Here is a 21977-nt window from a genome sequence, read left to right on the forward strand (position 1 = left end):
TTGAGATAAATAATTGTGGTTATTTCCTTAAAAATGGAATAATTTCCACCCTTTCTGACGAAACTGGAACACAGTACCTGTGATATGAAGGTTAACGTTCAGGAGGGGAACCATTGTGAGAAAAATGCGTTTTGCTGTGCTTGTGGTCTGTATCGCTGTATCGGTTCTAGGACCTATGTCAGGCGCTTATGCAGAAGAAAAAACCAAGGACTCTGGCAGTAATGCTGCCGCTGTAGACCTCGCACCGGGAGCACGTTCTGCTATTTTGATGGACGCTGGTACCGGAACCGTTATTTATGAGAAGAACAGCCATGATAAGCTGCCTCCCGCAAGTATTACGAAGATTATGACGATGTTACTGACGGTGGAAGCGCTGGATGAAGGAAGGCTGCAGCTGACTGATAAGGTGAGAACAAGTGAATATGCGGCTTCTATGGGCGGATCACAGATTTTTCTGGAGCCTGGTGAAGAAATGTCGGTAGACGATATGCTCAAAGGTATCGCTATGGCTTCTGGTAATGATGCTTCTGTGGCGATGGCGGAGAAAATAGCTGGTTCAGAGAGTGCTTTTGTCGATCTGATGAATAAACGTGCAGAGGAGCTGGGTCTAAAAGATACCCATTTTGCCAACTGCAACGGTCTTCCAGCCGCCAATCACTATTCCTCAGCTTACGATATTGCGGTCATCAGTCGTGAGCTTTTGAAGCATGATCAAATTATAAAATATACCGGTTCCTATCAGGATTACTTACGTAAGGATTCAACCAAACCGTTCTGGTTGGTGAACACGAACAAGCTGGTGCGTTTCTACACTGGTGCTGATGGTTTGAAGACAGGTTATACTGCAGAGGCAAAATTTTGTTTGTCTGCTACAGCAGCAAGAGATGGTCTACGTGCTGTCGCTGTTGTACTAGGCGAGCCGAACACAAAGACGCGCAATAGTGAAGTCTCAGGCATGTTCGATTACCTGTTCTCGCAATATAAAGTACACACGATCCACAAAGAAGGGGATGCGATCGGCACCCTAAAGATTGAAAAGGGCGTAAAATCCGAGTTACCGATAACAGCCAAAGAGACGTACAGTGTTCTTTTGAAAAAAGGTGTGACTCAAGAAGGCATCCGCCACGAACTAGTATTACCGGAAAGCGTGAAGGCTCCAGTAGCTGAAGGTCAATCTGTGGGTAAGCTGGTGGTCTACCAAGGAACCCAAGTGATTAAGGAATATGATTTAAAAGCAGGGGAAGCTGTGGCGAAAGCGGGCTGGTGGAAGCTCTTTAAGCGCACAACTGGCTCGATGTTCGGCGTAGATTAAAAACAGTTTTTTTGTAGATTACCCCCATGTACTCTGTAGATTCATAGGGGTTTTCTTCTAGTTTTGTCGTGAGGCAGGATTCCTGATTTGCCGCGTAGAAAACCTTGTCCTTGAAGGGAATAGGTACTGTCTTTCAAGGTCAGTTTTCAAAGCAACGAAGAGGAGAGTGGCAAGCATGAATTCTCATGTGGAGATGGAGCATCACAGGGGTGTGTTGATTGTCCGTTTATCAGGGGAGTTGGATCATCACGCAGCCGATTTTGTAAGAATGGATATGGATGAAGCGATTATGCGTGGTCAGGTATCGCATTTAGTTCTTAGTCTTAAGCAACTGCAGTTTATGGACAGTTCAGGCCTAGGCGTAATTCTGGGAAGGTATAAACTGATCCACAGTAAAGGTGGAAAAATGGTTGTGTGTGATGCAACGGCACCTGTGAAGCGGCTGTTGGAAATGTCTGGCCTGTTCAAAATCATGCCCCTATATGACGACGAGAGTACTGCACTCTCGGATTTGGAGGTTGCGTTATGACAAATAGTAAGGCTGGTAACTTCATGAACGTGCAGTTCGCTGCACGCTCGGAGAACGAATCGTTCGCGCGTGTAGTCGTAGCGGCGTTCGTTTCCCGGCTTGATCCTACGATGGACGAGCTGAATGATCTGAAGACAGTCGTGTCGGAAGCGGTCACCAACTGTATTATTCATGGGTATGATAGTGATCCGGAAGGTATTGTGACCATTTCGGCATCGTTGGACAACGAAACGGTACATCTAACCATTGAGGATCAAGGACGTGGCATTGAGGATTTGGAGCTGGCGCAACAGCCGCTGTATACCTCTAAGCCAGAGCTGGAGCGGTCGGGCATGGGCTTTACTATTATGGAGAATTTCATGGATGAATTTGAAGTCACTAGTGAACCGGGACACGGTACTTCTATCTCAATGAAGAAAACCATCGTCTCGAAAAAAGCTTTATACAATTAGGGGTTGGAGCCATGGATGCAGAGTCAAAAAAAGCTCCGCCGACCTATTTGGACGATGCGGAGGTCAAACGTCTTATCGCGCTCAGTCAGGCCGGAGATAGTCTTGCCCGCGACACGCTTGTAAGCTGTAATATCCGACTGGTCTGGTCGGTGGTGCAGCGGTTTATGAACCGCGGGTATGAGCCTGACGATTTGTTCCAGATCGGTTGCATTGGACTCCTGAAGTCCGTTGATAAATTTGACCTCAGCTATGAGGTCAAGTTCTCCACTTATGCCGTGCCGATGATTATCGGTGAGATTCAGCGTTTCCTTCGTGACGATGGCACCTTGAAGGTCAGTCGCTCCCTTAAGGAAATGGCTAATAAAGTTCGTAAGATGAAGGACGAAATGTCTAAAACGCTTGATCGTCTGCCTACGATTGGTGAAGTTGCGGAAGCGCTAGGGGTTACACCCGAAGAAGTGGTATTCGCCCAAGAAGCCAATAAGCCACCGACTTCTATCCATGAAACGGTGTTCGAGAATGATGGAGATCCAATCACGCTGATTGATCAAATCGCTGACGAATCACAGGAGCGTTGGTTCGATAAGCTGGCATTAAATGAAGCTATCGGAGGCCTCAGTGAACGTGAACGTCTGATCGTCTATCTTCGCTACTATCGTGATCAAACGCAGTCGGAGGTGGCCAGTCGTCTAGGGATCTCTCAAGTGCAGGTATCCCGGCTGGAGAAGAAAATATTGCAGAATATCCGTGAGCAGATTGCTCAATAGTAGGATAAAGTTATTCATGTAATGACGCTTGTAAATTAGCGAATTAGAACAAAAAGCCGCCCCGAAAAGGGGGGGCTTTTTATGTGGAGGTGATCTCAATATGGATTCACTCGGTGACGAGAATGTGATCACATGGTCTTTGGATATGGAAGAAAATCTGCTGACGATGTCGAATATTTTAGAGGAATGGGTTGGTTGCACAAGTAAGACTAAACCGCACAACCCTAATTTTTTGCGGGAACTTGTGAATGTAGCGGATCTTGATCGATATGATGCCTACATGGAAAGATTAAATGCTGGTCATATCAGTTGTCTTGAGTATCGGATGCAACTACCTGCTAAAGGACTGAAGTGGGTTCAAAGTATTGGCACGCCAATCCTGAATAAGGAGAGCAAGGTTTGCCGAATAGATGGAATTATGCTGGACATTACTGAACAAAAAACGGCGCAAATTCAATTAGAAAGCACCTTTTCTTTGTATCAACAGATGTTCTCTAACCTTGACGTGGCGATTTGGTCTTTTGATTATGTTGCAAAGAAAGTATTGTTTGTATCGGATGCGGTTCACAATATCACTGGTTATTCCGTTGAACAGGCGAAAGAGGATGATTTTTGGTTCCGTATTGCGCATAAAGAAGAAAACCCCCTGATTCAAGAGATAATATCATCGGTTGGTCAAGGGATTCCACAACTTAGTGAATATCGGATTATCCACGCAAGTGGCGAGCCTCGATGGCTACAGGTCAGAATCATACCCAGTCTAGATGAATCCCAAGCGGTTGTTCGGCTAGACGGGATCTTGGCAGATATCACTGAAAGAAAGTTAATGAAGGAGGCATTACTCAAAAGTGAACAGCGCTATAAATCCTTATTTGACTATAACTCAGACGTCGTATGCGAGGTGAATCTGCAAGGTAATATTTTGGCAATCAATTCCGCAGCAGAGCAAATTACTGGAGAAGCTTTAAATATGGTCGGAGAGAACTTGTCCATCATGAATCTATTTGGAGTAGAAAATATACTGAGGATGTCGGATTTTTTTGAAAGAACAGTACGGGGATCTGCTCAGCACTATGTTGTTGCCTCTTCGCGTAAAGATGGAACAGTGAGCCACTGGACTATGAAAAATATCCCTATTTATGTGAATAGTCGTATTGTGGGTGCTTTTGTGGTCGCTAAAGATATAACATCAACAGTAGAAGTAGAACATAAGCTGGCACAGCGTGAAGCAGAGTACAGACTTATTATTAATAACATGAAGGATATGATGGGGGTACTGGATCAGAAAGGAAATTTCATTGTAGCCTCGCCTTCCTGCGAAACCCTAATTGGTATTCCTGTAGGGCTAATCAAAGACACTACCATACTTAAGTATATCGATCCAGATGAGCAAGAAAGCTTGCGTGAACAGATATCAAATATTTTTCGGACAAAAGCAAGCAAGATGTTTTACAATCGTTTTATTCACTCAAAAGGTTATATCTTAAATTTAGAATGTCTTGCTACTCCCGTTCTAGGTGAGGATGGAGAAGTAATGAGCATTGTAATTGTAGCAAGAGACATCACTAAGAGAGTCCGGATGGAAAGAGAATTAAGGGAAAGCGAGGAGCTCAATCAGCAGTTGATAAAGATGTCGCCCGAAGCGGTCGTTCTCCATAGCGATTATAAGTTTGTTTATGTGAATTTCTCCTGTCTTGGTTTATTTGGTGTTTGCGATGAGAGTCAATTGATTGGTAAAAATATTTTCAATTGGGCACATCCGGAGTATCTGTCGCTGACGAAAGAACGCATGCATGAAATCTATAAAGAACCTTATAAAATCTTATTTCCTGTTGAACAAAAGGTCGTACGTTCGGATGGAACGATCATCGATGTGGAGGTGACAGCTAGCTCCATTTTGTACAAAGGAAAAGTCGCATGTATCTCTGTATTTAGGGATATAAGTGATCGAAAAAAAGCAGATGAGGACAGAGAACATACAGAGAAGATTATTCGTGAGAGTGAGGAACGGTATTTTCGCTTGCAAATGAGTCTGGATCAGTTCTCCCAAGATCTTTTTGGTGTGATGAAGATTAGCCATATGGAACAGCGGTTGCTTAGAGAAGTCAGAGATACCCTGCAGATAACAAATATTGATTTTATTGCAGTTGAATCTAATTATGATAAATTATGTGAAATTATCGAGACGGAGCAAGGGTATTCACTCAAGATCGGGGAGTCCCGCGGAAAAAGCTACTTGCTATCGATTAACGAGAAGACGCTTTTACTAGAAATAAGCTCTATTCGAGTATGGCTTGAGACGATTACCCGTTATGTCAGTGTTCTTTTTGATCATTTTTTGCTTATCGAAGATTTAACGAAGGATCTTGAGCTTGCAGCTTCCAAGCAAGTGGCTCCTACATGGCTGCTCCGATTTATGTTTAATTTATCCGAGAATGAGCGAAAAAGACTTGCTCAGGACTTACACGACTCAGCGCTTCAAGAACAGATTATCTGGTATCGTAAGTTGGATCTACTGTTAGGTGAAAAGTCCATCAATGGGGATCTTAGGGAACTGCTAGAACAGATTGCAGAAGGGTTACTAGATGTTATTTATCAACTTCGGATTATTTGTAACGAGCTCAGACCTCCAGCATTAATCAATGAAGGTCTTATCTCCTCGCTGGAGACGTTGTTTGAATTTACGCAGCTACGTACCAACTATCAGATTTATTTCGAGTCTGAAGGATTCACACATAAGTTAGATGATGAAGTGCTTATAGGCCTGTACCGTATTGTGCAAGAACTTTTGGCTAATGCAGCAAAGCATTCTTTTGCGACAGAAGTACGCATCACCTTAGCTAGTGAAGACAATCATATTCATTTGGATTATATAGATAACGGAATCGGAATGAATTTATTTGGTGAGGATTCACTTACAAGTATGGGGATTTATGGGATGAAGGAAAGAGTTCGAAGTATGGATGGGACAATAGTATTTCACTCGCCAGATAAAAAGGGATTAGCGGTCAATATATCTATACCTGCAGATTAATCATGCGGCATAACAATTGGATAGAGGGGTAGTCATAGGCATGATTCAAATATTGTTAGTGGATGATCATCCATCTGTTATGGAAGGGACTAGAATGATATTAGAGCAAGAGGGAGACATGAAGGTTACTCTAGCTAATTCAGCGAATGAAGTGCTTGAAATGGTGAGTAGTCATTCCTTTGACGTAATGTTATTTGATCTTCATATCGCGGATGTGAATGGGATTGATTTGGCGAAGCAAGTATTAATAATGAACGCGGATGCGACTATCTTAATCTACACCGGATATGAATTTACTAACAAATTTAACCTGATGATCGAATCGGGGATCTTTGGGTTTATTTCAAAAACAACCAATAGAGAGCAGTTGATTACAGCGGTACGATGTGCATTAAGAGGGGAAGTCATTCTACCGCGGACCTTAGTAAAGCAGTTAAGAAAAGTACCTCCTAAAGGTTTAGAGATCAATGATGAACAAGCAACCTCCATGATTAGCAAAAGAGAACATGAAATGCTGACGGAAATTGCAAAAGGAAAAAGTAATAAGGAAATAGCGGAGATTGTGCTTATGAGTCAGCGGTCACTAGAATATAGTTTAACGAATTTGTTCCAAAAGCTAAATGTGAAATCTAGAATTGAAGCGGCTATAAAGGCTAAACGGCTCGGAATATTGAAGGAATCAGATTTTACTAATTCATTGTGAAAATACGTAACAACCCTATAGATTGAAATCCCGATCACTAGATAGTGAGGCGGGATTTTTTGTTTTGCGCTTCATTGCGGAGGTGCGCAATAATTTTGCGTGCTCACGCCATTTATTTTCGGTTACCATATTCTGCTTACCGTTTATGATGAAATAGTTCCTAAGAATTACTAAAAATTGACTAACGTAATGAGGTGCAGAAGGATGAAATGGTTTTATAATTTGAGAACAGCAGTGAAGCTAATCTCAGCATTTGTGTTGGTATCAGTCATTTTATGCTTTGTAGGATTCTATGGAATAAGTAATTTGAGTAAGATGGATGAGTCCATCGAGGATATGTATAAAAATCGCTTAACACCGATTGCCTATCTCGGTGAAGCGAATGAACTTTTTTTAACGAATAGAATAAACATCCGGGATATAAATACAATGGCCCAAACCGAGGTGAAGAAAAAAGAATATCGGGATAAATTACATAAGAATGTCCAAAGCATTGAAGACATCATGAGTAAATATAGTAAGACAAGATTGAGAGAAGAAGAATTAGAGAAAATGAAGGATTATCCTGAGATCTGGCAACGCTATACCACCAGCGTGGATCATGCAATTGAATTGGATAAGAAGATCATCAGTAATGAAGAATATACGAATTATTTGCTGACAGGCGATTTACAGCTGGCCACTACGGAGATGACGAATTTCTTGCAAGGTTTAATTGACATCAATATGAAGCAGGCACAGGAATCCAGTGATAATGCGAATGAATTATATCAATCCTCTCGGTTGATTACCTTTAGTGTTACTATCATTGCACTTTTAATCAGCGTGGGTTTTGGCTATCTAATCTCGCAAATTATAGCACGGCCTCTTAATCAAGTGATGCGCCTGCTAGGTAAAGTAGCCAATGGAGACTTAAGCGAAACATCGAATCTGAATTCTAAGGATGAGATCGGCAAACTTGCGAATTCTGTGAATGAAATGGTTCTGAACTTAAGGCATACTGTGGGGGGGATTTTGTCCTCTGCAGAAAGTGTCTCGGCGGCAGCACAGCAAATATCAGCAAGTACTGAGGAAGTAGCTAGCGGCAGCATGAGTCAAGCAACTGCAGCGCAAACAATGAATGAGTTGTTCCGAGAATTGTCTGAAGCGATTAATTCAGTAGCTCAGAGTGCAGAGCAAGCCTCAGAGCTGTCAGATCATACGATGCGTATTGCTCAGGATGGAGGTGCGGTGGTTACTGACTCCATTCAAGGGATGACGTTACTTAACAACCAAATGTCTAGACTAGAAGAAGGCTCAGATAAAATTGGTGAGATCATTGCGGTCATTGATGATATTGCAAAACAGACAAATCTGCTGGCTCTTAACGCAGCTATAGAAGCGGCTCGTGCTGGTGAACAGGGCCGAGGTTTTGCCGTTGTAGCGAATGAAGTAAGAAAGCTAGCAGAGCGGAGCAGTGAGGCTACTAAGCAAGTCACGGACATTATTAAAGAAATGCAGAAGAATACGCAGCATAGCGTGAAGGCTGTAGTCGAAGGTGTAGCTTTTTCACAGAAAAATGGGGAAGCCTTTGATCATATTCTCTCTATGGTGAACGATACCGCACATAAAGTAACAGAAATCGCTGCTGCCAGTGAAGAACAGGCCGCGCAGTCATCAGAGGTGTTGTACTCGATCGAGAGTATATCGGCAGCAACGGAAGAAATGGCGGCAAGCAGCAGTGAAACGGCAACAACGGCTAATGCGTTAGCACAGCTTGCGGAGGAACTAAATGCACTCGTATCTATTTTTAAAGTTAAATAAACAGTGTCATGGGGATCATCATTGATAGGAGAGGAGAAGTAGTGCAAAAGTTAAAGGTGCTCGTTGTAGCTACTTCAGTAATGATGCGTAAACAGATCTCGAACCTTATTGCGGAGGATTCAATTATCGAGGTCATTGGAGCAGCTCGAAATGCATCCGAAGCGGTTAGCATGGTTCAAGAACTTAGGCCTGATGTCGTGACGATTGATATAGAAGTGCCAGAATTGAATAGTTTAGTAGCGCTCTCTAGTATTATGTCACAACGTCCAACCCCTATCCTTATCCTAAGCTCAGGATCAAAGGATGGAATAACAGCAACTATCACAGGTCTACAGAACGGAGCTGTAGATTTTATATCCAAGCCCACACAATTCCATGGACCTGATTTATCCCAAATAAAAGACGAGCTAATATTCAAAATCAAACAAGCTGCTCAAATTCCTTTGAGAACCCTTATTCTTAACAATATTACTGTTTCGAAAGTGATGACAGGACAACAGGCAGAAGACAATTCTAAGAACGGGTGTATGGAAGAATTCGATCAAATCGTAGCCATAGGATGTGGAGTTGGTGGCCCGAAGGCGCTTGAAATTGTAATTAGCTCGCTCCCAGCAAACTTCCCATATCCTTTGTTAATCGTTCAGCATATGCCACCCAAGTATACGAAAGTATTAGCAGAACGATTGAATCGATTCTCAAGTGTACGGGTGGTTGAGGCGAAAGATGATCAATTGGTACATGGCGGAACGGCATATATTGCACCTGGTAATTGTCATATGACCGTAGTTCAGCAAGGACAAGTATGTAGAATCAAACTTCACAAGAAAGCCCCAGTGAACGGATACCGTCCATCCATTGATATATTGTTCGAATCGATTTCTGGACTGAAAAGCTTGAAGCAGCATTTGATTCTAATGACCGGAAGGGGAAGCGATGGCTCGAGAGGCATGCTGAATGCCAAACATGCTGGCGCCCAATCTATTCTTGTAGAATCGCAAGAGACTTCGATTGTAAATGAAATGCCTGAAGCGGCAGTTGAGCTCGGGTGCGTGGATTATGTAGTTCCTTCGTTCTTGTTAGCCTCGAAGATTATGGAGGTTACGGGGATGTTGGACGAACAATTTTAATGAATAAATTATTACCAAAGGCGTTGGTAGGAGGAAAATCCACCAACGCTTTTTTATGTAAACCTAGGTACCATCCCAGGTGGTGATAAATTTCCTATAGATCTATTCCATGTTGACACTTACAAATGATAACGATTATCATTTGAGTTGTGAATGGCTTTATTTGTATTGGCGAAGAAGGAGAGGCTTTCGATGGCTTTAAAAATATTGAATTTGGAGATTCATGATCTTTTTGAACAATTTACAGAGCGGATAGAAGGGCATGTTGAGCACAACCAGTGGGAACATCATCTCACCATACCCTCGCATATCGGTCAGGGAAGCATAACACGTACGCGGATTCGTCCAGGTATGGAGATCATGTATACGGATGTAACTTACGAGCAAGATATGAAGCTCTATATTCAGGAAGCTTGTCCGTTGTTCGAACTAAGCTATAACGTGAGTGGAGAAATCTATTGCGAATGGAACGGCAAGGAAAGTCATACGGAGAAACAAACAGGCAATGTTCTTTTTTTAGAGGATGTTCAGGTGTATGAAGAGAAGAAAGCTGGTGTCCCCAATCAATTGTTAGAAATACGGCTAGCTCCTAGCGAGCTGCTGTATTATGCCGGAGATCTAGCGGAGAAACAGCAGATGGAGACCTGGCTTAAACATCATCGTGGAAATATTGATCGTTATCCTGACACTGCGGCGATTCGAAAATGTGTCTCTGAAATGATCCATTGTACTTATCATGGCACATTGAGACGATTATATATGGAGAGCAAAGCGCTTGAATTTATTACTTTATTTGGGGAGTCCGATGGTTACGGCTCTATGAGCGGGAGTATGACGTTCCGGCCTGATGATATTATAAATCTAAAGCAGGTACATGAGTTGGTGCAAATCCATTTCGAACAACCGCTGTCCATACGTGAGTTAGCCAAGCGGGTAGGCATCAATGAATTCAAGCTAAAGAAGGGTTTCCGTGAGTTATTTGGCATGACGATCTTCGAGCTTGTTCGTATAAAGCGGATGGAGAAGGCACTTTGGTACATGGAGGTAGAAGGTTTGAATATAGGAAAAACAGCCGTTTCGGTCGGATATAGTAATGTCAGCAATTTCACGACAACCTTCCGTAAGCACTATGGCTGCAATCCAAGCGAGTACTTAAGACGTATCGAACATCAGACTTTGGAGCGAAATAGAATCTAGAAGAATTTGTACTTACAGATGGCTTCATGCAATAGAACATAGGGTTTGGTTCCGAACGCTATATTCTGCCTGCTTGAGGTTTTTTTGTGTTTGCTCCCTTATCAAGGAGTAAATCTCCCTTAACAGGTAGAGAAAAAGACTATTTTAATTGATAATCAGTATCATAGATTTTTATGAAGAGGTGGTAATACAATGCAAGAAGATGATTCGCGACGATGGTATGCGCTATGGGTTATTCTACTTCCAACATTACTCATTTCATTGAATACTTATATGATTCAAGTCGCCCTTCCATTAATGCAAAATCGCTTGCTTGCGAGCTTCTCTGAAGCACAGCTTATCGTCACCGGATTTTCGCTAGGATTAGCTGTGGCGTTGATCATTAGTGGAAAGCTTGGGGATATATACGGCAGAAAACGATTGCTGATTATCGGAGTGAGTGGATTTACGATTATGGCAGTGTTGGGTGGTTTGACCTCAGATCCGACACTTCTGATTGTTATTCGCATCGTACAAGGTATGGCAGCTGCGCTTATCCAGCCTCAGGTATTGTCTACACTTCAGGTCAGCTTTCTGCCAAAGGAAAAGGGGCTTGTTTTCGGTATTTATGGTGCAATGATTGGCATTGGATTCGCTTTCGGATTCATTCTCGGAGGCACTATTGTGAATTGGAATCCGTTCGATCTCGGTTGGCGGACGGTATTTTTTTTCAATGTGCCTTTCGGACTTCTCGTCTTGCTGTTAATGCCGATTGTTCCTGAAACACGGGCCGAGCAGACGCACAGTATTGATTGGACGGGAAGCATCCTACTGCTGATCGGTTTATTCCTGCTGATCTATCCGTTATCTGAGGGACAAAAACAAGGGTGGCCATTGTGGATCTCAGGCTGTCTAACTATAGCTTTATTCGTGTTGTTTACTTTTATCTGGGTTGAAAATCGGAAAGGAAAGCAGGGGAACTGTCCATTAGTCGATCTGTCTATTTTCAGACATCGAACATTTAGTGTAGGTCTGGCGACCGTGCTTGTCCTTTATTTAGGCATGTTCTCCTTCTTTTTTGTTTTAAGCTACTATATGCAATTTGGCTTGCACTATAATGTTCAAGATACAAGTTTGGTTTTTTTGGCTATAGGTATAGGTTTTTTTCTGACTTCTCTGATATCGTCTCGAATGGTCAGAAGATGGAGGATGAGTGTACTTAAAATAGGTGCACTGATGATGGGATGCTCTAGTTTATTGCTTATATGGGAGCTAAATGTGGATGCAACGCATCTACTGGGCGCACGAAATATTTTAATATTATTGATATATGGCTTCGGTCTCGGTATGGCTACTACACCACTAGTCAACGTCACGCTCAGTTCAGTACCAGCAAGGATTACGGGCACAGGATCAGGTCTGATCACTACATTTATGTATTTAGCAAACTCGTTAGGGGTGGCACTAATCGGTATTTTGTTCTCCACTTCGTTGAAACATCCTCTTTTGGAAGCAGATTTATCGGATTATGTAAGGGCGTTTTCCTTTTCACTGGCAGCTATCGGAGGACTTGCTTTTACTGGTTTTGTTTGTCTTTGTTTCTTGCGAGAGCGGAAATGATAGAGGAGGAATCAAGTTTTCTTGTTCTGTGAGCAATCTAACAACCGTTCTCTTCACTTAGTTTTATAGTATTTACAGGAATAACATAATTCCATTTAATGTTAATCCTCCAAGCTATGAAGGGGACGGTGCGAGCATGCCTATTCTAGAGGTAGAGAATCTCTCAAAAGAATATAAAGGCAAGGGTAAAATGAATGTGTTTCGGGCGCTAAACGGCATAAGCCTGAGTGTGGACAGCGGAGAGTTTGTAGCGATTATGGGGCCTTCGGGGAGCGGTAAAACGACACTGCTGAATATCCTTAGCGGGATCGACACGGAATATAGTGGGGTAGTCCAGATTGCAGAGACTAGTATAAGCGAGATGTCTAAGAACGAGCTTGCACTGTTTCGCCGGCAACGAATGGGGTTCGTTTTTCAAGATTACAATCTGCTGGATAGCCTGACCCTACGGGAAAATATAATGGTGCCCATGGTTCTGGATGACCAAGAGGCAGACGACATCAATACCAAGACAGATGAGACGTTATTACTCTTTGATCTGGGCGAGGTGAAGGATAAATATCCGTATATGGTTTCAGGAGGACAGCAACAACGAGCGGCGATTAGCAGAGCGATTATTAATGATCCGGAGGTGATCTTTGCGGACGAGCCAACGGGGAATTTGGATTCCAAATCCTCCAGTATAGTGATGAAGACCTTCGCCAAACTGAATGCTCTGAAAGGAGCAACAATTGTGATGGTCACACATGATCCTTTTGCGGCCAGCTATTGTAATCGCGTGCTCTTTATCAAAGATGGGAAGATGCTATTAGAGATTACTAGGGAAAATAAAGAGCGGAGCGCATTTTTTGATAGGATTCTGGAGAATCTGGCCTTCATTGGAGGGGGAGGAGATGACCTTTAGGAGAATGGCTTTTCAGATTTTCAAGGCGAACCTTAGAAGGTATTTGTTATTTTTCCTATGCAGCAGCTTTACGATTATGGTATTTTTCGCTTTTCACTCCCTGTATACGAACCCTGATTTTAATGACCCCTATCAAGTGAATGGGATGGTGTCCGGTAATTTATATGCTCCTTTCTTGGTTATGAGAGTGTTTGCTATTCTATTTATTGGATATGCGCAAATGGCCTTTTTGAAATTTAGAAAAAGCGACTTTGGGCTGTTAATGATTCTTGGAATGACGAGCCACAATATCCGTAGAATTATATTATTAGAAAATAGCATGATCGCATTAGCTTCGATTCTCACGGGTTTAGGTGCAGGGTCGGTCTTCTCCGGTCTTTTCTTTCTCTTCATCTCGTTGTTTGTTAATATAGGGGACAGTTCTTTTTCACTTACGCTGGAAAGTTATCTGTATACCATTAAATTCTTCGGGATTATTTACATAGCTGTGATTGGAATCCAATTATTATTAACGCTGAGATACAACATTGTACGCCTTCTAAAAGAATCCAGAACCGCAGAACGTAGCCTTCTTCATGGTAAAATCACAGGGATCATCGGAGTTGTACTACTGGCGATCTCCGTTTATGAGATGATTACTCATTACAGTCCTGATAATACCCGTATGATGTTAATCAATCTGGGCGTAAGTATGGTGGGGATCTATTTGCTGCTGTCAGGTCTTGGTGACTGGATGAAATTCATCTTTTCGCGATCTACGAAAGCTTATCATAAGCATTTAATGTTAAGCTCCGATTTGAACTATACTCTTGGACGCTCCAAAATAGTACTTTCTCTCATCACCTTCCTCGTCTTCATTACGGTTTTTCTAAGTGGCATTATCTTTTATATTACTTGGGATGCTGAGAATATTCCTGTAAAAAACAACCCTTATGATATTGCCTATGCAGAAGTATTCGGGAAAAACAGCCTTCCATCAGAGATACTCAGCGAAATCACGGATCATGGGGCTACACCTCTGATTTCACATCAAAGGCTTGAATACATTGATTTGTTCTATTTCAAAATATTTTTGGATCAAAACATCAACACATTAATCGGCAGTGATTATCATGTGGAGAAAGATCATTTTCTTAATCTTGCCTTAGGTGCTCGAGGAGAAGAATGGAAGAATCAAAGACCAGAGATGCCCACCTTCGAAATGAAGCTTACTTCTGGAAATCATACGTTGTACTCACAAGGACTTATATTTAAAATGGTATTTAACCCTGTGCCGAATCTTATGAATGGTCTTCATGTTATTGTAAACGAGGATGACTATGTGGCGCTGAAAGTGGAGAATATGGATGCGATCGGGAATCTTCAGCTCCTCAATTTCAAGAATTGGAAAAAAACTGCAGATATAGATACCAAGCTAAATGCGGCTTTAGCCAAATACAATAAGGACAATACGAAGTCCTGGTATGGCAATGAACGGCATGAGGCGCTCGTATTTTCCACAAAATCTAGAATAAGTGAGTATTTACAGTTACAGGAGTCCGGTCGATTTGGAATCTTCGTCATTACCTTTGTTGGTCTAATCTTTTTTGGTGCCTCTTGTATAGTGCTGCATTTCAGTATCCAGACTGATTTAGAGCGGGAGAAGATCAAATTCGGGAAGTTGCATAAGATTGGAATAACTTCTAAAGATGTGGCTCAAATGATAGGCGGTCCTTTAAAAGTATTATTTTTTCTTCCTTATGTATTAGGTATTGTGCTAGCCACTGTGTATGTTGTCAGCTCTTCAAGGTTTGAGATGTCCGTAGCTCTGGCGCCATTTTGGTTTTGCTTGTTAGTAGGAGGGGGCTATCTTTTATTTCAAGTGCTCTTTTATGATCTATATACCAAAGTATATACTCGCAAGATGCTGGCTCATATCGAACTGCTTGATGTTCCCACAACGAATAATAGGAGTTGTGAATTTAATTCCAATTATGATAATATTAACAAATAAAAACGTAGGGGGCTCCATTTTGAAAAAGATTTTATCCAGAATTGCAGTGGCATTGTTGATCTTAACCCTAGTTGCTATTGTCACTTGCTTCTATATTGGTGAACTCACCTATGCGTATTTATTGATCTTGGTCTTATTTTTCGTATTTGCGGGTATGGGTCAGCTCTACAAGCTCAAGAATGATGAGTATATGTACAAAAAGTTAAACAAAAGCGATCAGTACGAGAACTACACTAGATAATATTCATTTCGTAATTCAAAACAACACCCCACTTTAGGCAATGCCTAATAGTGGGGTGTTTCTTTATTTGTCTATTCTTATTTTTATTTTTTTTCGTTGCGCTCAAGAATCATATCAACGAACAGATCAATCTGTGCGGTAATCGCAATAGGATCGTAGCGATAGAAGGTATCAAAATCGTTGTAAAACAGATGATCATTCTTCGCAGCAGCGAGTCCGTTCCAAACGGGTGATTCCTTCAGCTCTTTCAGCTTATCACCTTTTTTATCAGGATCATAAGTAGTTAGGAACATGTAATCCGCTGCATATTCTGGCAACAGCTCCATGGATAGCTGTAGTGTTTGGTTGTCATTGCTGTTCTTAGTAGGCATTTTCAGCTTAAGAGCATTATAAAGGGCTTGTCCACCACGGCCCGCATTGTTACCGAAGGTCCATAGCTCACCTTTGTCAGTCAGCTCATATATTCCGAATGTATCATTTTCATTCACGACATCTTTAAGCTTTTCGCGGCCTTCAGCAGCCTTTTTCTCAAAATCAGCAATGAATTGCTCAGCTTTATCAGGTGCTCCCACGATATCTCCAAACAGTTTTACGGTTTCATAGATGTTAGTAGCAGTTCCGTATGGAATATGAATGGTTGGAGCGATTTTGGATAAAGCATCATAGTTGTCATCGTACATAACTACAATTAGATCAGGTGCAAGTTCTAGTGCTTTCTCAGCGTTGACTGGAGCGCCAACATCTTGTGTGTTTTTGAGCAGGTCTTTCAAGAAGGGGTTATCAAAAGTACTAGGTTCAACGCCTATGACGTTAGCTCCAACGGAGAGTAATTCCCCACCATAATAATCTGTAACGATACGCTGAGGTTTAACTGGGATTTGAACAGTACCTTTAGTAGTTTCATAGCTGCGCATTTCGGCAGCGGAAGCATCAGGAACAGCCGTTGCCTCTGCACTCGGGGCTGTTGTTGCTTCAGTTGTCGCTGTTGGTGTATTAGATGAAGCATTGTTGTTTCCCCCGCAAGCCGTCACAAATACAGACAATAACATTACGAGTGCAAGGATGGGGAAAAGGGACTTTCTTTTTAGCATGGTAAACCTCCCTAAGTATATGTAGCAATTGATAATAATGAGAATCATTATCATTGTTATCATTTTGAACTGTATCAAAGCTTAGAATTTCTGTCAATGCAATAAATTAAATGGTACCAATTAAATCTATCTATTGCCAAACCTAGGAAATGTAATTTACAATAGTCTAATGATAATGAGAATCAATTTCATAGAAATAGGGTGGCATTCATGAATCAACAGATAACTACCAGGATAGGAGCCGATAAGGGAGTAGTTAAACGAGAATTTCGTTCACGTCCTTGGGCGGCAACATTCATCTTGGTCGGCGGTCTGGCGCTATTATTATTAGGAATTGCTGTTTCCGTCTCCTTCGGCGCAGCAGATATTAAGCTGTCTGTGGTGTGGTCAGCTGTGTTTCACTTTGATCCAGAGATCATGGATCATCAGATTATTAGAGAATTAAGATTACCTCGTGTACTTGGCGGGGCAATGGTAGGGGCCAGCTTTGCAGTTGCAGGTGCCATTATGCAAGGGATGACGCGAAATCCATTGGCTGATTCAGGTCTGATGGGTATCAACTCAGGCGCAGGATTTGCGCTTGCACTATGTTTTGCTTTTTTTCCAAATTTATCGTTTATGTATTTGATTCTATATTCTTTCGTGGGTGCCGGCGTAGGCGCGGGTGTGGTATATGGAATAGGATCACTTGCTAAGGGAGGATTAACGCCTGCTCGTTTGGTGCTGGCCGGTGCGGCTTTTAGTGCACTTTTGTCGGCGCTGAGTGAAGGGGTAGCTTTATATTTTCATATCGGTCAAGATTTAGCTTTCTGGTACGCGGGAGGCGTGGCTGGAACGAAATGGATTCAACTCAAAATCATGTTCCCTTGGATAGGGGCCGCTTTAATTGGTGCAATGGTAATCTCTCGATCGATCACGATGCTCAGTTTAGGTGACGATGTTGCGAAAGGTCTAGGTCAGCGTACAGGGCTTGTGAAGTTGGCAGGTGCATTAATCGTATTGATTTTGGCTGGATCATCGGTTGCCGTAGTTGGTGCAGTGGGTTTCATTGGACTGATTATTCCGCATTTGACCCGCTTTTTTGTAGGTGTGGATTATAGATGGATCATTCCTTGTTCAGCGATCCTCGGCAGTTTACTTGCTGTATTTGCAGATTTAACTGCGCGGATGATTAATCCACCTAATGAAACGCCACTTGGCGCTATTATTGCACTGATTGGTGTACCTTTCTTCCTTTATCTTGCACGTAAAGAAAGGAGGGAGCTGTAATGATGGAAAAGACGACATTCGGTTCCTTCGAAGCCGCCAAAAACAAACGGGGCTTAATGATCATGATTTTGTTGGCTGTACTGATTGTGATTGCTTTTATTATTAGTATGAATACAGGTTACATACGTTTGACTCCTATGGAGTTGATTAATACATTGTTCGGTAAAGGAACCGACAAGCAGGAGTTAATCTTGTTTCAGTTTCGGCTGCCACGTATTGTGATTTCCGTTCTAATTGGGGCAGGTCTGGCTGTATCCGGTGCTGTGATGCAGGGCGTCTTTCGTAATGCGTTGGCGGACCCTGGTATTTTAGGGATTAATGCTGGTGCAGGAATCATGGTTATGCTGTTAATTTCTTTTTACCCTACGGCAACCGCGGCTCCAGTGTATCTGCTGCCAATGGTAGCGTTCGTCGGTGCAGGGTTTACAGCTGCCTTAATCTATGCTCTAGCTTATAAGCGGCACCAAGGAATATCGCCTATGCGCTTACTGTTGACTGGTGTAGCTGTCGCAGCTGGGATGAGTGCAGCTATGATCGTGCTTACGCTAAGACTTGATCCAGAGAAATATCAATTCGTCGCTACCTGGCTGGCAGGCAGCATTTGGGGAACAAGCTGGAAGTTTGTACTGTCACTCTTACCGTGGATTCTAATTCTGGTGCCTTATGTCATCTATAAGGCAAGGGTGATGAACGTACTGAATCTAGGGGAGCAGACGGCTGTGGGACTTGGTGCCGCAGTAACGAAGGAACAATTCCGGCTTCTTGCGGCTGCGGTAGGATTAGCAGCGGCGAGTGTAGCTGTCAGCGGTGGGATTGGTTTTGTGGGATTGGTCGGACCCCATTTGGCGAGACGGTTAGTTGGGCCGAAGCATCAACTCATGCTTCCAACCTCGGCACTGCTTGGATCACTACTCGTTATTACAGCGGATACCATTGGGCGCTGGATTCTTCAACCGTCTGAGATTCCTACGGGTATCGTTGTAGCAGTAATTGGAGCACCATACTTTTTATATTTATTAGCCCGTACGAAATCTTGATGAAAGTAGGCTGATCTCTCACCAGAAGGAGCGAATCATTAACATGTTGCGTCGTTTTTTTGCTTACTATAGGCCCTATAAGGGATTATTTATTCTTGATTTTTCTTGTGCTATTGCTGCTGCACTACTTGAACTGGTCTTTCCGTTAGCCGTTAACCGGGTTGTAGATGATCTACTGCCAAGCGGCAATTGGAGATGGATACTCTATTCATGCCTCGGCTTGCTGGGGATATATATTGTCAGTGCCTTTATGCATTTTGTCGTCACTTACTGGGGGCATAAGCTGGGGATTAATATCGAGTCGGATATGAGAAAAAAGCTTTTTGACCGAGTTCAAAAGTTATCTTTCAATTTCTTTGACAACAACAAGACCGGTCATCTAGTATCCCGGATGACAAATGATTTGATGGACATCGGTGAAATTGCCCACCACGGGCCAGAGGATCTCTTTATAGCAGTAATGACGCTGCTGGGTGTGTTCGGCATTATGCTCAGTATCAATTGGCAATTAGCTATTCTGACGTTTGTGATCGTTCCGCTTATGATTTATTTATCCATGTACTTCAGCCGGAAAATGTCTAAAGCCTTCCACATCATGTTCGCGGACATTGCTGACTATAACGCACGCGTGGAGAACAATGTAAGCGGCATCCGTGTTGTGCAAGCTTTTGCTAATGAGAATCATGAAATTTCCCGCTTTGCAGTCAATAACGAACGCTTCCGTATAACGAAGCTGATGACTTATCGAATTATGGCTTGGAATTCATCCTTTAGCTTTGTTCTCATGAAACTGGTCTCGTTATTCGTTCTCGTATGCGGAACATATTTTGTAATCCAGAAGCAAATGACCTATGGTGAATTTATCGCTTTTGTGATGCTGTCCAATGTATTTTTAGGACCCTTACAACAAATTAACTCGGTCATTGAGACCTATCCCAAAGGTATTGCAGGTTTCAAACGTTATCTCGAACTGCTGGAGACGGAGCCGGATGTTGATGATGCGGTAGACGCTAAGACAGTTCATGATCTTAAGGGGAATATAACCTTCCATGATGTGGCTTTCGCATACAGTGATAAAGAAAACGTACTCCAAAATGTGAATCTATCGATTCAAGCAGGAGAGACCGTTGCTCTGGTCGGTCCATCCGGTGCGGGTAAGACAACGCTTTGCAGTCTACTACCCCGCTTTTATGATGTAAGTGAGGGCAACATTAGCATTGATGGAATTGATATTCGTTCCATGAAGCTTGAATCTCTTCGTTCACACATCGGGATTGTACAGCAAGATGTGTTTCTGTTTGACGGAACCATCCGTGAGAATATCGCTTACGGGCGGCTTGGAGCCTCCGATGAAGAAATCTGGGAGGCAGCACGGCGCGCCCAACTGGAAGAGCTGATCAAATCCCAGCCTGCTGGGCTGGATACTATGATCGGGGAGCGCGGCGTTAAGCTCTCTGGAGGTCAGAAGCAGCGGCTGTCTATTGCTCGGATGTTCCTGAAGAATCCAACGATTCTCATTCTAGACGAAGCCACATCGGCGTTGGATACCGAGACGGAGTCCGCGATTCAGGAAGCACTTGCGGAGTTGTCACAAGGTCGTACGACGCTTGTTATTGCTCATCGATTGGCAACGATCAAGAATGCCGACCGTATTGTTGTCGTTGCGGAAGGTGGTATTGCTGAGCAAGGCAGACATGAAGAACTGCTACAGACTGCCGGAATTTACAGTCGACTACATGAGGCACAATTTGGAGCGTAAGAAGCTAAAGGCATCAATAGAATATACTTTTGGAGGGACATAATGAACAATCAACTGGAATTATACGATGTAACGATTATTGGCGGCGGACCTGCTGGGATGTATACAGCTTTTTATAGTGGAATGAGAGATTTGAAGACGAAGTTGATTGAAGCGAAGGATGAGCTTGGAGGAAGAATGCTCGTATATCCTGAGAAAATGATCTGGGATGTAGGTGGGGTAACACCCGTACTATGTCGTCAATTGATAGATCAGCTTGCTCAGCAGGCACGGACGTTTGATCCTACGATTATTTTCGGGCAGCAGATTACGCATCATGAGCGTCTGGAAGATGGAACTTATATGCTGACCTCGGCTACTGGTGAGCAGCATTGGACTCGTACGGTCATTTTGGCTATTGGCTATGGGATTCTGCAAATGGCAAAGCTGGAGATTGAAGGTGCCGACCGTTATGAGGTAACGAATCTTCATTATACAGTTCAGGAGCTGGAGCCTTTCCGAGGTAAAAAAGTGCTGATTTCTGGTGGAGGTGACTCCGCTGTGGATTGGGCAAATGAACTGGAGTCCATCGCAGCAAGTGTGACCATTGTGCACCGTCGCGAGCAGTTCGGCGGCCATGAGAAAAATATTGTGCGTATGAAGGAATCTTCAGTCAATGTTCGCGTGCCTTTCGCAGTAAGCCAATTACACAGCAGTAATGGGGAGACCATTGATCAGGTTACGATCAGCCATATCGAAACAGGTGAGAGTGAACAGTATGAAGTAGATGCTGTTATTGTTAATCATGGTCTGAAAAGCGATTTTGGCCCATTACGGGAATGGGGCATTGATATGGGCGAGTGGTGTGCGAATGTGAGCGGAAAGCTGGAGACGAATCTTCCAGGTATTTTTGCAGCAGGTGACTTTGTGGATTATAGCAGTAAGGTCCGGTTAATCGCTGGCACCTTTACCGATGCAGTTCTTGCGCTGAACAGCGCTAAACTGTATATGGACCCCTCTGCACCTAAGGCTGCATATGTTTCCTCTCATAATGAGCGGTTCAAGGAGAAGAATAAGGCGCTTGGTGTCGTTGACGACCATTAAGGATAGAGGCTTTTCAAACTATAAAATCTGAATTTTATATGAAGCGTATAGGGTATCTTATCCATTTCGAGCGGAGA

At 42.9% G+C, this 21977-nt stretch carries 18 protein-coding genes; 17 read left to right on the forward strand and 1 reads right to left on the reverse strand.

Annotated elements, in window-relative coordinates; genetic code table 11:
• Window positions 1-175 precede the first annotated feature (175 nt).
• From CA600_RS19265 to CA600_RS19325, 13 genes are all read left to right on the forward strand, one after another.
• Window positions 176-1312, forward strand: a complete 1137-nt coding sequence (locus tag CA600_RS19265) for a D-alanyl-D-alanine carboxypeptidase family protein (RefSeq protein WP_256989916.1) — start codon at window positions 176-178, stop codon at window positions 1310-1312.
• A gap of 175 nt (window positions 1313-1487) precedes the next feature.
• Window positions 1488-1841: an anti-sigma F factor antagonist gene (gene spoIIAA / locus CA600_RS19270; RefSeq protein WP_094872130.1), complete on the forward strand. Its 354-nt coding sequence runs from the start codon at window positions 1488-1490 to the stop codon at window positions 1839-1841.
• Entirely contained in the window at window positions 1838-2293 is a 456-nt protein-coding gene (spoIIAB, locus tag CA600_RS19275; protein ID WP_042129726.1) for an anti-sigma F factor, read from the forward strand. The genes spoIIAA and spoIIAB overlap by 4 nt, the downstream gene beginning before the upstream one ends.
• Window positions 2294-2304: 11 nt before the next feature.
• Window positions 2305-3060 (forward strand): RNA polymerase sporulation sigma factor SigF, encoded by a 756-nt coding sequence (gene sigF / locus CA600_RS19280; RefSeq protein WP_042129724.1) that lies wholly within the window; start codon window positions 2305-2307, stop codon window positions 3058-3060.
• A gap of 100 nt (window positions 3061-3160) precedes the next feature.
• A complete protein-coding gene (locus CA600_RS19285; RefSeq protein WP_094872132.1) occupies window positions 3161-6094 on the forward strand; it encodes a PAS domain S-box protein in 2934 nt (977 codons plus the stop codon).
• A 40-nt stretch (window positions 6095-6134) separates the two neighbouring features.
• Entirely contained in the window at window positions 6135-6797 is a 663-nt protein-coding gene (locus tag CA600_RS19290) for a response regulator transcription factor (protein ID WP_094872133.1), read from the forward strand.
• 204 nt (window positions 6798-7001) lie between these two features.
• Complete coding sequence (locus CA600_RS19295; protein WP_094872135.1) at window positions 7002-8600, forward strand: HAMP domain-containing methyl-accepting chemotaxis protein; 1599 nt, start codon at window positions 7002-7004, stop codon at window positions 8598-8600.
• Between the two features lie 41 nt (window positions 8601-8641).
• Window positions 8642-9727 carry a chemotaxis-specific protein-glutamate methyltransferase CheB gene (gene cheB, locus CA600_RS19300; RefSeq protein WP_179281666.1) on the forward strand — a complete coding sequence of 362 codons (1086 nt, stop codon included), beginning with the start codon at window positions 8642-8644 and terminating at the stop codon, window positions 9725-9727.
• A gap of 192 nt (window positions 9728-9919) precedes the next feature.
• Entirely contained in the window at window positions 9920-10924 is a 1005-nt protein-coding gene (locus CA600_RS19305) for a helix-turn-helix transcriptional regulator (RefSeq protein WP_094872138.1), read from the forward strand.
• Window positions 10925-11116: 192 nt separating this feature from the next.
• The gene (locus CA600_RS19310) at window positions 11117-12523 is read left to right on the forward strand and encodes an MFS transporter (RefSeq protein ID WP_094872139.1); all 1407 of its coding nucleotides are present in this window, start codon (window positions 11117-11119) and stop codon (window positions 12521-12523) included.
• Between the two features lie 136 nt (window positions 12524-12659).
• Window positions 12660-13427 carry an ABC transporter ATP-binding protein gene (locus CA600_RS19315; protein ID WP_094872141.1) on the forward strand — a complete coding sequence of 256 codons (768 nt, stop codon included), beginning with the start codon at window positions 12660-12662 and terminating at the stop codon, window positions 13425-13427.
• Window positions 13417-15420, forward strand: coding sequence for an FtsX-like permease family protein (locus CA600_RS19320; RefSeq protein WP_094872142.1), 2004 nt, complete (start codon window positions 13417-13419; stop codon window positions 15418-15420). The genes CA600_RS19315 and CA600_RS19320 overlap by 11 nt, the downstream gene beginning before the upstream one ends.
• 19 nt (window positions 15421-15439) lie before the next feature.
• Window positions 15440-15661: a hypothetical protein gene (locus CA600_RS19325; protein WP_094872144.1), complete on the forward strand. Its 222-nt coding sequence runs from the start codon at window positions 15440-15442 to the stop codon at window positions 15659-15661.
• Between the two features lie 83 nt (window positions 15662-15744).
• Here CA600_RS19325 and CA600_RS19330 read toward each other — a convergent pair whose 3' ends face one another.
• The gene (locus tag CA600_RS19330) at window positions 15745-16752 is read right to left on the reverse strand and encodes an ABC transporter substrate-binding protein (RefSeq protein WP_094872145.1); all 1008 of its coding nucleotides are present in this window, start codon (window positions 16750-16752) and stop codon (window positions 15745-15747) included.
• Window positions 16753-16962: 210 nt separating this feature from the next.
• Here CA600_RS19330 and CA600_RS19335 point away from each other — a divergent pair, with 210 nt between their 5' ends.
• Genes CA600_RS19335 through CA600_RS19350 form a run of 4 tightly spaced genes read left to right on the forward strand, consistent with a single transcriptional unit; the run spans window position 16963 to window position 21900 of the window.
• On the forward strand, window positions 16963-18021 hold the full coding sequence (locus CA600_RS19335; protein ID WP_094872147.1) for a FecCD family ABC transporter permease: 1059 nt from the start codon (window positions 16963-16965) through the stop codon (window positions 18019-18021).
• 2 nt (window positions 18022-18023) lie between these two features.
• Window positions 18024-19058, forward strand: a complete 1035-nt coding sequence (locus CA600_RS19340) for a FecCD family ABC transporter permease (RefSeq protein ID WP_373455895.1) — start codon at window positions 18024-18026, stop codon at window positions 19056-19058.
• Between the two features lie 43 nt (window positions 19059-19101).
• Window positions 19102-20817 (forward strand): ABC transporter ATP-binding protein, encoded by a 1716-nt coding sequence (locus tag CA600_RS19345; protein ID WP_094872150.1) that lies wholly within the window; start codon window positions 19102-19104, stop codon window positions 20815-20817.
• Between the two features lie 42 nt (window positions 20818-20859).
• Entirely contained in the window at window positions 20860-21900 is a 1041-nt protein-coding gene (locus tag CA600_RS19350) for an NAD(P)/FAD-dependent oxidoreductase (protein WP_094872152.1), read from the forward strand.
• The last annotated feature ends 77 nt before the right edge of the window (window positions 21901-21977 follow it).

It is taken from the genome of Paenibacillus sp. VTT E-133280, from assembly GCF_002264385.1.
GTDB lineage: Bacteria > Bacillota > Bacilli > Paenibacillales > Paenibacillaceae > Paenibacillus_AQ > Paenibacillus_AQ nitricinens.